Here is a 12,623-nt window from a genome sequence, read left to right as displayed (position 1 = left end):
TATATAAATAACCAAATTAAAAGTATCTTTTATTTATGATACTTCAATTTTAATATCACGCCCCATCAACTCAGCTAATGCTATGGATGGAGATTTTTTTTCGTATAAAACCTCATATAAAGCCTTCGTTATAGGCATTTCAATTTGATGTTTACAAGCCATTGTATAAATAATTTCTGTTGCGAAAAATCCTTCTACAACCATATTAGTATGATTAACAATAAAATCCATAGTCTTACCCTCGGCTAGTTTTTGACCAGCCGCACGGTTACGACCATGTGGGCTCATACAAGTAGCAATCAAATCCCCCATACCAGCAAGACCAGCATAGGTTTCTTTTTGGGCCCCTAAGGCCACCCCAAAGCGAGTCATCTCATGAAGACCACGTGTTAATAGTAAAGCCTTACAATTATCCCCTAAAGCTAAACCATCTGCAATACCAGCTGCAAGGGCAATGATGTTTTTCGTGGCTCCTGCTAGTTCAACACCAATCATATCAGTATTTGCATAAATTCTAAAATTTTGACTACATAATGCCTTTTGCAATGTTGTAGCTACCTCTAGGCTTTCAGTACTCAGCACAGATGCAGCAGGTAAGTTGCGACCAACCTCTTCTGCATGATTAGGTCCAGACAAAACCGCTAAATTACACCCTATGGTAGCAAGAACCTCTTTCATCACAGTCGTCAAAAGTTTGCCACTGGTTCGTTCTACACCTTTTGAACATAGAATATAGGCTTGATTTTTATGAGCATACGGTTTAATAGCCTCTAAACTGGTACGTACATGTACAGAAGGAGTAACCATTAATACCACTTCGGCATTACTAATACAGGCCTCTAAATCAGAACTATATTGTAATTCTTCTGGAAGTTTTACACCTGGTAAATAGTCTTTATTCTCTAAGTCTTTTGCAAGTTTATCTGCAAATTCTGGACGACGACAATATATAGTTGTAGTATTTCCAGCTAAAACGGATTTAATAGCAAGGGCCGTCCCCCAACTACCAGAGCCGATAACAACAACATTCATTCTTTAATCCTTTTTAATGCGCTCTACTTTTAACTCATTTCCAGCAAGTAGACGCTTAATATTATCCCAGTGACGTACAATGACAAACAAAGCTGCTAATCCGCCAAAGCCAACAAACCAGAAGGATTCTCCAGTGAAATACATCAGTACTGGTACTAATGCAGCGGCAATGATAGAGCCTAAAGATACAAGTTTAGTGAAGTATACGATAACACCCCATACCAAAAAGCAAATCAATGCTACTATTGGTGAAAGAGCAATAAGTACACCTAAACCCGTAGCAACGCCACGACCACCTTTAAAGCCCAAAAAAACAGACCAGTTATGCCCCATCATTCCAAGAATACCACCTAAGATCATAAACATAGGCCCATAGGGTGAGAGTAGCACTACTCCTGCTGCCCCTTTTAAAGCATCACATAGAAATACAGGTAAGGCTGCTTTAAGACCTATAACACGATATGTATTAGTAGCGCCAATATTTTTAGAGCCATATTGCCGTACATCTGTATTAAAGAAAAACTTACCTATAATTAATCCACTAGGAATCGAACCGATAAGATATGATAATACAGCATATACAATAATCAAAATATCCATTAGTCTTCATCATCCCGTTTCTTGCCACGTAATACTAAACGAATCGGTGTTCCTTCAAAACCAAAGGACTCACGCAATCGATTCTCTAAGAAACGCATATAAGAGAAGTGAATTAGCTCTGGTTCATTTACAAATAAAATGAATGTAGGCGGCTTAACACTAGCTTGCGTCATATAATAAATTTTTGGAATTCTACCATTGCGAGACGGCACAGGGTTTACAGTTTGTGCATCTTGTAATAATTGGTTTAACGTCCCCGTAGATACACGGCGATATTGTTGTTCAGATACGAACTTCAACATATCAGCTAATCGATGAATACGTTGCTTAGTTAAAGCCGAAGCAAACAGGATAGGTGCAAACTGCAAGAAACCTAATTCATCATAAATATCTTCAGTAAAACGCAATGTAGTTTTATCATCTTTTTCAACAAGATCCCATTTATTAACAACAATGACTACGCCTTTACCCGCTTCGTAAGCGTAACCTGCAATTTTTTTATCTTGTTCTGTAACACCATCTTGAGCATCTAGTACAAGAACTACAATATCAGCACGATCTACTGATCGCAAAGAACGAACAATACTATATCGTTCAACAGCTTCTTCGATTTTAGACTTACGACGCATACCTGCTGTATCAATAAGTACAAACTTTTGATTCTCATGAGTCCAATACGTATCAATAGAGTCTCGAGTAGTACCTGCTACATCAGATACAATTACACGATCTTGTCCTAACAATGCGTTAGTCAAAGAAGATTTACCCACATTTGGACGACCTATAATAGCAACATGAATAGTATCTTCATCATCTACATTAGTACCTACTGGAGGAAAATGTTTTACAGTATCATCCAATAGATCACCTAAATTCATAAGATTTTTAGCGGAAATACCAATGGGGTCCCCCAAACCAAGATTGTAAAATTCATAAATATTCGGTTCTTGATTTACACTATCAATCTTATTAACTACGAGTACAACAGGTTTTCCACTAGCTCTAAGAATATTTGCGACCTCTTCATCAGCAGGTACAATACCTTGTTTACCATCAACGACAAATAGAATTACATCTGCTTCTTCAATTGCTAATTCCGCTTGTAGTCGCATCATCTTAGGAATAACATGACTATTGTCAGTAATGAACTCGATACCACCAGTATCGATCATTGTAAACTCACGATTTAACCACTCTGCATCGAAGTAAATACGGTCCCTTGTCACACCAGGAATATCTTCAACGATAGAGATACGTTTATTAACAATGGCATTAAAAAGTGTAGATTTACCTACGTTTGGACGGCCTACAACAGCCACTAATGGTTTTGCCATAGTTTCACCTCATTATCTAATCTAATACATTACTATATTTTATCATATACTAAGTAAAGTACGCAAAAAGGCTAACCAAGGAAACCTTGGCTAGCCTTATATTAGACAATGAATTATTCAGCGTCTTCTGCAGTTTCTTTTGATTCCATCAATTCAGTCAAAGCCAAACCCAATTTCTTTTCATCTTTGTTAAGAGAAATGATTTTAACTTCAACTTCTTGACCACGATTCAAGTAATCTTCAACTTTCGCATTACGTTGTTTTGTAATTTGAGAAATGTGAAGTAAACCTTGGATGTCGTCATTAACAGCTACGAATGCACCGTAAGCTACTAAACGAACAACTTTGCCTTTAATAACATCGCCAACATGCAATGTTTCTTCAGCAACGTCCCATGGGCTCTTAGATAAAGCTTTTAAGGACAAGGATAATTTATTGCTTTCAGCGTCGAAAGATTGTAATTTAACTTCGATTTCTTGGCCAACGGAAAGAACATCTTCCACTTTTTTGATTTTTTGCCAAGAAATATCGGAAATGTGAAGTAAACCTTCAATACCGCCGATATCTACGAATGCACCATAAGGCATAATTTTACGAACGATACCTTTATAGTTTTCGCCAACGTTGATATTTTTCAATGCTTCAGCTAATTTAGCTTGACGTTCCACTTCCAATACTGCACGACGAGAAAGAACCAAACGGTTTTTCTTTTCATCGATTTCAAGTACTTTAGCTTCAAATTCTGTACCAACCAAGTTGTCCAAGGATTTCACGAAATGAACATCACCTTGGGACAATGGAATGAAACCACGAAGAGATTTAACTGTTACTACTAAACCTGCTGGGATAGCATCAATACCTTTACATACGATAGCTTCATCTTTTTCTTGTGCTTCGATAACATATTGCCAATCTTCATCTTTAGCCAAGCGAGTCATGGAAAGATAAATAGGATTATCTTCTTTGATGTGATTCATGATAACTGCTTTAATTTCATCACCATTTTTTAACACATCTTTGGCAGATTCTGGTGCTGGATAAGAAATTTCAGTTCTGTTCAAAATGGCTTCAGTTTTGTAGCCAAAAGATACATAAGCTCGTTCATCTTCGACTTGAACTACTGTACCTTCTACAACGTTCCCTTTCTTAAATTCTTCTTGACCTTCGGCTGCTAATAATTCTGCAAAATCTTTCATTGTCTCAATGACCTCCTTAATAATCCAGTCGGGAGTCGATGCTCCTGCTGTTACTCCTACCGTCTGTACTCGGTTAAACCATTCCAGTTGTAATTCAGTAGAAGTTTCAATGTGATACGTTGTACATCCAACGTCACGACAAACCTCTGCCAATCGGTTTGTGTTGCCGCTGTTCTTACCGCCTATCACTATCATAAGATCTACATTACGTGCTAAATCAACGGCAGAATTCTGTCGTTCTTGCGTTGCATTGCATATCGTTTTGAAAACCTTAAGATTCTTAGATTTTTTCTCTAATATGTCTATTATACTGTTAAATTTGAATTGTGAAAAGGTTGTTTGTACAACAACGCCCATTTTTTCCACAACTTGTAGTTTTTGAGCGGATTCTTCATCTTCGATGATTATTCCTTCGTTATTTGCCCATAAATTAATGCTTTTGACCTCAGGATGGTTTTTTTCTCCCAAAATCACCAAAGTCATACCTTCATCTATAACAGACTTTGCATCTTGCTGTGCCTTTTTTACATGTGGACATGTGGCATCCACAACATGTAATCCTTTTTCTTCTGCCTCTTCATAAATAGCAGGTCCTACACCATGAGAGCGAATAATCATTGTGCCTTCAGCGATATCAGACACTTCTTGAACAGGGCTTACCCCTTTATCTTCAAGACGACCTACAACTTGAGGATTGTGAATAATAGGTCCTAATGTATAGCTTTTACCATCGCTATTTGCAGCTTCATTTGCCATTTCGACAGCCCGTTTTACACCATAGCAAAAACCATGGTTTTCAGCCAAAATTATTTCCATAAAGTCTCCTCTATACAATTGTTATGATAAGAATCTATCATTCGTTGGATTTCACTTTTAACACTATCATTTACTTTTTGAATTGCTTCTGGAGTCGCTTTAGCTTTTTCAACTGGGATTGGTTTACCAATAATACAAGCCACTTTATTACGTTCCATATTGTGAGAGCCAATGATAGCAACAGGCACTATGCTAACACCTGTTCTAAGAGCAATTGATGCTGCACCATCATGGAATCTACCAAGTTTACCACTTTTTTGACGGTTTCCTTCTGCAAATATGCCTAAAACCTTATTGTCTTTAAGTAGTCCCATGGCATGACGAATAGCAACTTTATCAATAGCACCGCGATTTAACGGAAATGCACCAAGCCATGTACAAAAAAAACGTGAAATGGGATTCACAAATAATTCTTGTTTAGCCATAAAGTGTACATGTCTAGGCAAAGCATAGCCGCAGATAGGGGGATCGTTATTACTTAAATGATTAGGCACCACGATAACAGGCCCTTCCATTGGAAAATTATCGCGACCATATACTTTCAACCCATACCCTACCTTATAGCGAAGCCAAAAAGCGGTACGCCATAACCAGGTAGAAAATTTATTCATGATTGATTGTCTCCTGTACTAAATTCAATATATATGCCACAGTTTCATCGAAATTCATATTACTAGAGTCTACAACTACTGCATCTTCAACGCATACAAGTGGAGACTCTTCACGATTTTTATCCATTTCATCACGACTAACAACATTCTTTTTAATTTCATCTAGTGTTTGCTCGTTTGATGTACCTTGTACTTCTAACCATCTACGTTTTGCACGCGCATCTACAGAAGCGGTTAAATAAATTTTTAGCTCTGCATTAGGTAATACGACAGAACCGATATCACGTCCATCTAATATAACTCCCCCAACGGCGGCCATCTCTTGTTGGCGTTCTACCAAATATTGTCGAACCCCTTTATAAGAAGCTATAGTCGATACATTATCATTAATTTGCTGCTGGCGAATTAATGATGTAACATCTTTCCCTTTAATATAGACCTTGCATGCTGTTGCAGTAGGCTCTAAAGTCAAATTTAAAGAAGGTAATAAAGCTTCTACAGCAGCTTGATCCTTAACATCGATTTGACTATCAAGAACTGCCCATGTAACACCGCGATACATGGAACCTGTATCGATATATAAATACCCTAATTCATTGGCCACTACTTTAGAAATGCTACTTTTACCAGCCCCAGCAGGACCATCAATAGCAATGGCAATTTTTTTAGTGTTCATAATAACCTCTATTCTTTATCACCGTGTACGGCATGCATAGCCGCCACATAGCCTGTGGAAAAGGCAGCTTGTAAATTATAGCCTCCTGTAAAAGCATCTATGTCTAGTACTTCACCAGCACCATATAAACCACCAATCAATTTAGACTCCATAGTTTTAGGATTAAATTCTTTTAATGAAATACCACCTGCTGTAACAATAGCTTCCGCTACAGGTCGTAATTCCTTAACAGTTACTGTCATATGTTGCAATACATGGCATAAGCGCAAACGCTCTTCCTTTGTAATTTGATTAATTGGTTTAGCCGGATTTAACTCAGCAAGCTTTATAACAATGGGAATAAGATTAACAGGTAGTAAATCCTTCATCCCATTAGACAATTGTTTTTTAGAGTATAAATCAAAATCCTTTTGCAAGCGCTTATCCAATACTTCTGCAGTTAAAGCAGGTTTAAGATTAATTTCAATGGTAACTTGAGGATTTTTCTTACGAAGCAACTTACCTACCGTGTGACTTAATGATAAAATTGTAGGCCCCGTAAGACCAAAATGAGTAAACATCATTTCCCCAAATTGTTTTGCTTGTACCTTACTTTTAGAAATTACGGAAACCTCAACATTACGAAGACTAAGCCCCATAATTTCCTTTACCCACGTTTCGTTTGTAACGATAGGAACCAAGGATGGACGAATATCAGTAATAGTATGTCCCACTTTTTCGGCTAAAACGTAACCATCACCAGTAGAGCCTGTCAATGGATAAGATGCACCACCAGTACAAATAATAGCAGCATCACAAGCATATTGTTCCTTATCCGTTGTAACACCAACTACACGATTTTCCTGTACAGTAATCGATGTAACAGGTTCATTTAAATGAACTTGAACATTATACTTTTTTAGGATTTTCATAAAGATATTGCGAACTTCTAATGCAGAATCGGATTCAGGAAACACTCGTCCCCCACGTTCTACTTTAGTTTTTAACCCCCAGCTATGCAAAAGGTCCAGAAGATCTTCATTACTAAAGCGTTCATAGGCACCGTACAAGAACTTACCATTACCAGGCGTATTTTTTATAAATTCGGTCATATCTGCACTATTCGTAATATTACAGCGACCTTTACCGGTAATGCCCATTTTCTTGCCAACCATATTCATTTTTTCCAATAAGATGACGCGTGCTCCTTCACGGCCTGCTATAACAGCTGCCATTAGACCTGCCGCACCACCGCCAATGACTATGATTTGCTTCATGCCTTATCTGTCCCCAATGCTTTTAGCGCTTTTACTTCACGAATTGTTAGTTGACGAGAAGCGCCTCGTTTCACACCACCTAAAGTAAGACCAGCATACGCAATACGTTTTAAATTATGAATACGATAGCCAAAGTGTTCAAACATACGACGAACTTGACGATTACGACCTTCATGAATTGTAATTTCTACTTCATGTACACCATTATGATCATCAAAACCTAAATCTACAATTGTCGCAGGTGCAGTTATACCATCTTCAAGCTCTACACCATTTGCAATAATTTGTAAATCATCATCGCGAACACGACCTTTGATGCGAACTTCATAAGTCTTTTCCACGCCTTTAGATGGGTGCGTTAGATTTTGTGCCAACTCTCCATCATTCGTAAGCAGTAACAAACCTTCTGTATATAAATCGAGACGACCAATAGGGTAAATTCGTTTCGTTTCATTTTTTATATAATCTAAAACTGTTTCTCGACCTTGAGGGTCAGACACAGATGTAATGACACCCTTTGGTTTATTTAACAAATAATATACTGGTTTCTCTTGAGCCAATAATTGGCCATTAACCTTAACCTTATCTTTTTGTGGATTAATTTTGACCCCTAATTCGGTTACCTTGCGACCATTGACCTGTACTTTACCTTCTGTAATTAGTTCTTCTGCCTTACGCCGTGATGCAATACCACAACTGGCAATATATTTTTGTAATCGTTCCATGCTATCCTTCTGTTTCCGAAACTTCTTGATGTAAGGCTTCTATCGATTCTACACCAGCACTTCTCAAAAATTCATCAGTCGTGCCATATAGAATCGGTCTACCTACAGTATCCTTATGACCTAATTCAGCTATAAGAGATCGAGTTAATAATTGTTTTATAATTTTATCGCTATTTACACCGCGCACCTCTTCGATTTCAGCCTTTGTAATAGGCTGCTTATAGGCGATAACAGCTAATGTTTCCATAGCCGCATTAGATAATTTATCTTCTCTTTTACGAATATGCCCAACATAATCAGCACATTCAACAGCGCTTACTAATTCAACACCAGCTCCAGATATACGTATTCGAATACCTCGATTCTGTTCTTCTAGTTCTCGTTGTAATTCTTCTATATATTTTTGTGTCGCCTCTGTGGAAAGCCCAAACACTTCTGCTAACATATCTATCGATATAGGCTTTGCCGATGAAAACAAAACGGCTTCTAAATGCATCGTTGGTAAGCTCATATGGCCCCCTTTCTACACGGCCCTCTCTAAGGTAGCAGTGAATATAATATCATCATCTTCATAGCGCATTTCCATAACTTGTTGTTTTAATAATTCTAAAACAGCCATAAAGATAGTTACCATACCACTTTTCGTATCAATTGCTACTAATAACTCCCTAAAATATAGACATTCGCCACGATGTATACGACTAGACAAGGATATAATCATGTCCTCTAAACTATACGTATCCTTTTCAACCTTTACCTCACGAATTGTCTCTTCTTCTGGTAACTCTTTAGCCCGTTTTATAGTTTGATAAAAAATTTGATATAACTGTGAAAGTTCCAAATTATATACACTATCTAATCCAAGCACACTCGTTTCTTCAGGACGACTAAATATATTCGCAGATACAGCGGTACGCTCCATTAATAGAGATGTAATATCCTTAATTTTCTTAAATTCTACTAATTTTGCTACCAACTCGTCACGTGGATCCTCTGCTTCATCAGGCTCAGGTTCAGCCTTAGGTAATAACATGCGTGATTTAATCTGTAATAAGGTAGATGCCATAACAAGAAATTCACTACTATAATGAATATCAAAATGGTTCCAATTGTCTAGATATGCCAAGTATTGACTCGTTATTTCAACGATAGGAATATCGGTAATTTCTATTTTATGTTTTTCAATGAGATGCAAGAGCAGATCAAGGGGACCTTCAAAAACGTCCAACTTGTAGTTATAATCTCCCATAAAACCCAATCCTCAGAAAAAATGTTTTTAACTATATAATTATAAAGCATTTATAGTAGTACTTTCAAATAATTGTTTTTTTTACACTCATCTGCTATCTTTATTATTGTAATTATTTTATATTAAAAAAAGATACGTTATTGTGTATTCCTTTTAGAGAGGATTTATTATGTCATCGAGTGTGAGGCAAATTGGGCGAAATCCAATTTTTCGCTTTGGTATTATAGGTATTGTTTTATATATCATCTTATTTTTAATTTATGAGCCCATAACCTTAGGGCTTGATGTAGAGGATATTACGATTTTAGCTGTACCAACAATTGTAGGTACCTTTTTATTTCAATATTTTATGGGGTGTACCGTTTTCCACAGGCCTTTTTTAGGGTATGGCCTAGTCGGAATCTTATGGGCACTTACCTTTCCTCTTTTATTCCATTGGTCCTATGTGAAGCCATTATACTTCTATGAATTTGCTAATGATTTTTTATTTGGCTTATTAATTTTCATGGGATTATCAGGCATTCAGTTTTTACTGAACCAAACAAATCGCTTCCATAAAACAACATCCTTAATCATGGCTATCATTTCCATGATCTTGAGCTTAATACCATTCTTACAAATTGGCTATTACATGACTACTTGGCATTGCTTAACGCCAGCCAGTCTGCTAGCCGTATATATGACCAATCCAGAAGAAGCATTTGGTTTTTTAAAGAATGCAGCTGGAATACCTGGTCTTATAACAATAAGTATTGGTCTTATCTTATGGACTTATTTATTGTACTGGTCTAACTTAGGGATGAAAGCAGTAGTAAACTTAAATACTACACGCCCTATGCGCTCAGCTATGCTTATCGCATCCCTTGTAGCTTTTTTAGTATATGTACCATTCTTTTTGTTCCCACAAACCTGTATTGTGGCGAACTGGATTGCTGCAGGCGATTATGTAAAACAAATGCAACAATATAATGATAATCACCACTTAGTATTTGATTCCTTTAATTTAGACACAAAGGAAACAGCGGTGAACAAAACACCTGGTACTATTATTCTAGTCATTGGAGAATCTAGTTCTCGAGATTATATGAAAGTATATAATCCAAACTTCCCATATGACGATACTCCATGGCAAGGCAATATGCGTTCGGACAATAAAGACTTTGTCTTCTTTGATAATGCCTATTCATCGTACGTACAAACAGTACCAACCTTGGAGCGTGCACTATCTGAACGAAATCAATATGATGATAAACCATTTCTTGATTCAGCCAATATCTTAGATATTGCTAAAAAAGCGGGATACACGACTTCTTGGTTTAGCAATCAAGGTGTATTCGGTGAATATGATACAGCTATTTCATTAATGGCTAAGACTGCAGACACAACAAAATGGGCCCATGAATCTTATGCATTCTCAGATCGATATGATGAAGCTCTATTGCCATTATTAGAAACTGTAGATCCTACCAAAAACAACTTTATCGTTATACATATTATGGGTAGTCATATTTATTACAATGACCGTTACCCTCATGAATTTAGCAAGTGGAAACAAGGTCCGTATCCTGATGGTCAAGAAGCATATGCTAACAGCCAATTATACACAGACTGGTTATTACAACAAATTTACAATTATGGCAAAGACAAATTAAACCTACAAGCCATGGTGTATTTCTCCGATCACGGTGAAAGTTTAGACAAATCGCATAACCCTGATACATTTGATTTTGTTATGACACATATTCCATTCTGGGTATACCTATCTCCACAATATCGCTCAACCTATCCACAGACTGCTGAGGTACTTGCAAAACACGAGCATCAATTCTTTACTAATGATTTGCTATACGATACATTAGTTGGTCTCATGCATGCTCCAAGTCAACGATATGATGCAACACGAGATTTTAGTAATGCTCAATATCGATTTAATCTACATAACTTAACTACATTACTTGGTGAACAACCATTAGCAAATGATCCTGTTAATGCAAACAAGTAGTCTTTAATTAATATTGTAGCCATTATTTTTCTATTATATTGAGTTATTTTACCAGTAAAATAACTTGATATAATCAAAAAGAGATGAGTTAAACTCATCTCTTTTTTTCTGCAAGTAAAAGCTCTATATCATTTTCAGTATAAATTGTTATATTCTTTTCAAGTAGAGCCTCTACAGTACATCCATGGCCATTTTTCATTGTTCTAGTAAAAGTTCCATCATAAATGCGCTTATATCCACAGCTAGGACTTTTCGCCTTCATCAAAGCTTGCTTGCAACCATATTTTAGTGCAATATCAACTGTTAATTGAGCACCTCTTACAAACTCATCGGTAACATCAGCTCCATTAACAGTACATATACGTTCACCCTGCCGCTCCGCAGGATCACGAGGCGTACTAAGTCCCCCTAACACTTCCGGACATACAGGTACTAATTCATAATATTCCTTTAGAGCCTCTATCGTTTCTATATAATTGTCTTTGCCATCATATCGACAAGGTACACCAAATAGGCATTCACTAATTAATAACTTAGGTTTCTTATTCATAGATTTATCTATCTCTTATATATTTATACGTAACTTATAGTAATAATTTTCACAAATCGTTTTAATTGTATATAAGAAAAAAAGACTAACCCAAAGTTAGTCTTAATTGGTGCCGAGGACCGGAATCGAACCGGTACGGTTGTTTCCAACCGACGGATTTTAAGTCCGTTGCGTCTGCCTGTTCCGCCACCCCGGCATGGGTAACGATTGTGGAGGCGGCACCCAGAATCGAACTGGGGAATAAAGGTTTTGCAGACCTCTGCCTTACCGCTTGGCTATGCCGCCATATAAAATTGGAGCGGGAAACGAGATTCGAACTCGCGACCCCCGCCTTGGCAAGGCGGTGCTCTACCGCTGAGCTATTCCCGCATATAAATGGTGCCTCAGGACAGAATCGAACTGTCGACACACGGATTTTCAGTCCGTTGCTCTACCAACTGAGCTACCGAGGCATAAATGGCGACCCCGATCAGATTTGAACTGACGATCTTCGCCGTGACAGGGCGACATGTTAACCGCTACACCACGGGGCCGTAACCAAAGTACTTGCTTAGTATATCGGTTATCAGGACTTTT

12 protein-coding genes and 5 tRNA genes are annotated in these 12,623 nt (G+C 37.3%); 1 reads left to right on the top strand and 16 read right to left on the bottom strand.

Translation table 11 applies throughout. The features are described from left to right. Positions 1-33: 33 nt before the first annotated feature. The 10 genes from AAA071_RS01215 to AAA071_RS01170 form a co-directional block, all read right to left on the bottom strand. Positions 34-1,032, bottom strand: coding sequence for an NAD(P)H-dependent glycerol-3-phosphate dehydrogenase (locus tag AAA071_RS01215; protein WP_004693223.1), 999 nt, complete (start codon positions 1,030-1,032; stop codon positions 34-36). Positions 1,033-1,035: 3 nt separating this feature from the next. Beyond that, positions 1,036-1,632 (bottom strand): glycerol-3-phosphate 1-O-acyltransferase PlsY, encoded by a 597-nt coding sequence (plsY, locus tag AAA071_RS01210; protein WP_004693220.1) that lies wholly within the window; start codon positions 1,630-1,632, stop codon positions 1,036-1,038. Further along, complete coding sequence (der, locus tag AAA071_RS01205) at positions 1,632-2,966, bottom strand: ribosome biogenesis GTPase Der (protein ID WP_008600817.1); 1,335 nt, start codon at positions 2,964-2,966, stop codon at positions 1,632-1,634. The genes plsY and der overlap by 1 nt, the downstream gene beginning before the upstream one ends. Before the next feature lie 113 nt (positions 2,967-3,079). Next, positions 3,080-4,978, bottom strand: coding sequence for a bifunctional 4-hydroxy-3-methylbut-2-enyl diphosphate reductase/30S ribosomal protein S1 (locus tag AAA071_RS01200; protein WP_008600816.1), 1,899 nt, complete (start codon positions 4,976-4,978; stop codon positions 3,080-3,082). Beyond that, positions 4,969-5,589 carry a lysophospholipid acyltransferase family protein gene (locus AAA071_RS01195; RefSeq protein WP_008600814.1) on the bottom strand — a complete coding sequence of 207 codons (621 nt, stop codon included), beginning with the start codon at positions 5,587-5,589 and terminating at the stop codon, positions 4,969-4,971. Before AAA071_RS01195 ends, AAA071_RS01200 begins: the two co-directional genes overlap by 10 nt. Continuing rightward, positions 5,582-6,265 (bottom strand): (d)CMP kinase, encoded by a 684-nt coding sequence (gene cmk, locus AAA071_RS01190; RefSeq protein ID WP_004693214.1) that lies wholly within the window; start codon positions 6,263-6,265, stop codon positions 5,582-5,584. The genes AAA071_RS01195 and cmk overlap by 8 nt, the downstream gene beginning before the upstream one ends. An 8-nt stretch (positions 6,266-6,273) precedes the next feature. Continuing rightward, positions 6,274-7,521 (bottom strand): BaiN/RdsA family NAD(P)/FAD-dependent oxidoreductase, encoded by a 1,248-nt coding sequence (locus AAA071_RS01185; protein WP_024061799.1) that lies wholly within the window; start codon positions 7,519-7,521, stop codon positions 6,274-6,276. Further along, the gene (locus tag AAA071_RS01180; protein ID WP_004697430.1) at positions 7,518-8,246 is read right to left on the bottom strand and encodes a pseudouridine synthase; all 729 of its coding nucleotides are present in this window, start codon (positions 8,244-8,246) and stop codon (positions 7,518-7,520) included. Before AAA071_RS01180 ends, AAA071_RS01185 begins: the two co-directional genes overlap by 4 nt. A gap of 1 nt (position 8,247) precedes the next feature. Continuing rightward, complete coding sequence (gene scpB / locus AAA071_RS01175) at positions 8,248-8,757, bottom strand: SMC-Scp complex subunit ScpB (RefSeq protein WP_004693207.1); 510 nt, start codon at positions 8,755-8,757, stop codon at positions 8,248-8,250. Between the two features lie 12 nt (positions 8,758-8,769). After that, positions 8,770-9,495, bottom strand: coding sequence for a segregation and condensation protein A (locus AAA071_RS01170; RefSeq protein WP_024061798.1), 726 nt, complete (start codon positions 9,493-9,495; stop codon positions 8,770-8,772). Between the two features lie 169 nt (positions 9,496-9,664). On the opposite strand from AAA071_RS01170, the gene AAA071_RS01165 reads away from it, so the two are divergent. Then, positions 9,665-11,497: a phosphoethanolamine transferase gene (locus tag AAA071_RS01165; protein ID WP_024061797.1), complete on the top strand. Its 1,833-nt coding sequence runs from the start codon at positions 9,665-9,667 to the stop codon at positions 11,495-11,497. Between the two features lie 94 nt (positions 11,498-11,591). On the opposite strand, the gene AAA071_RS01160 is transcribed toward AAA071_RS01165, so the two are convergent. The 6 genes from AAA071_RS01160 to AAA071_RS01135 form a co-directional block, all read right to left on the bottom strand. After that, complete coding sequence (locus AAA071_RS01160; RefSeq protein ID WP_004693200.1) at positions 11,592-12,047, bottom strand: 2-thiouracil desulfurase family protein; 456 nt, start codon at positions 12,045-12,047, stop codon at positions 11,592-11,594. A 107-nt stretch (positions 12,048-12,154) separates the two neighbouring features. Continuing rightward, positions 12,155-12,243, bottom strand: a tRNA-Leu gene (locus AAA071_RS01155). A gap of 14 nt (positions 12,244-12,257) precedes the next feature. Continuing rightward, a tRNA-Cys gene (locus AAA071_RS01150) sits at positions 12,258-12,332 on the bottom strand. Positions 12,333-12,341: 9 nt separating this feature from the next. After that, positions 12,342-12,416: transfer RNA gene (locus tag AAA071_RS01145), tRNA-Gly, on the bottom strand. Between the two features lie 7 nt (positions 12,417-12,423). Beyond that, positions 12,424-12,499 (bottom strand) — tRNA-Phe (locus AAA071_RS01140). A gap of 5 nt (positions 12,500-12,504) precedes the next feature. Then, a tRNA-Asp gene (locus AAA071_RS01135) sits at positions 12,505-12,580 on the bottom strand. Between the last annotated feature and the right edge of the window lie 43 nt (positions 12,581-12,623).

It is taken from the genome of Veillonella parvula, assembly GCF_040097785.1.
GTDB lineage: Bacteria > Bacillota > Negativicutes > Veillonellales > Veillonellaceae > Veillonella > Veillonella parvula_D.
The sequence above is the reverse complement of the archived record's forward strand: the minus strand, read 5'-3'. Positions and strand labels throughout refer to the sequence as shown.

Bases quoted from the DNA above. Each gene is read 5' to 3' on its own strand.
- AAA071_RS01215 (WP_004693223.1), bottom strand. From the start codon at position 1,032: ATGAATGTTGTTGTTATCGGCTCTGGTAGTTGGGGGACGGCCCTTGCT.
- plsY (WP_004693220.1), bottom strand. From the start codon at position 1,632: ATGGATATTTTGATTATTGTATATGCTGTATTATCATATCTTATCGGT.
- der (WP_008600817.1), bottom strand. From the start codon at position 2,966: ATGGCAAAACCATTAGTGGCTGTTGTAGGCCGTCCAAACGTAGGTAAA.
- AAA071_RS01200 (WP_008600816.1), bottom strand. From the start codon at position 4,978: ATGGAAATAATTTTGGCTGAAAACCATGGTTTTTGCTATGGTGTAAAA.
- AAA071_RS01195 (WP_008600814.1), bottom strand. From the start codon at position 5,589: ATGAATAAATTTTCTACCTGGTTATGGCGTACCGCTTTTTGGCTTCGC.
- cmk (WP_004693214.1), bottom strand. From the start codon at position 6,265: ATGAACACTAAAAAAATTGCCATTGCTATTGATGGTCCTGCTGGGGCT.
- AAA071_RS01185 (WP_024061799.1), bottom strand. From the start codon at position 7,521: ATGAAGCAAATCATAGTCATTGGCGGTGGTGCGGCAGGTCTAATGGCA.
- AAA071_RS01180 (WP_004697430.1), bottom strand. From the start codon at position 8,246: ATGGAACGATTACAAAAATATATTGCCAGTTGTGGTATTGCATCACGG.
- scpB (WP_004693207.1), bottom strand. From the start codon at position 8,757: ATGAGCTTACCAACGATGCATTTAGAAGCCGTTTTGTTTTCATCGGCA.
- AAA071_RS01170 (WP_024061798.1), bottom strand. From the start codon at position 9,495: ATGGGAGATTATAACTACAAGTTGGACGTTTTTGAAGGTCCCCTTGAT.
- AAA071_RS01165 (WP_024061797.1), top strand. From the start codon at position 9,665: ATGTCATCGAGTGTGAGGCAAATTGGGCGAAATCCAATTTTTCGCTTT.
- AAA071_RS01160 (WP_004693200.1), bottom strand. From the start codon at position 12,047: ATGAATAAGAAACCTAAGTTATTAATTAGTGAATGCCTATTTGGTGTA.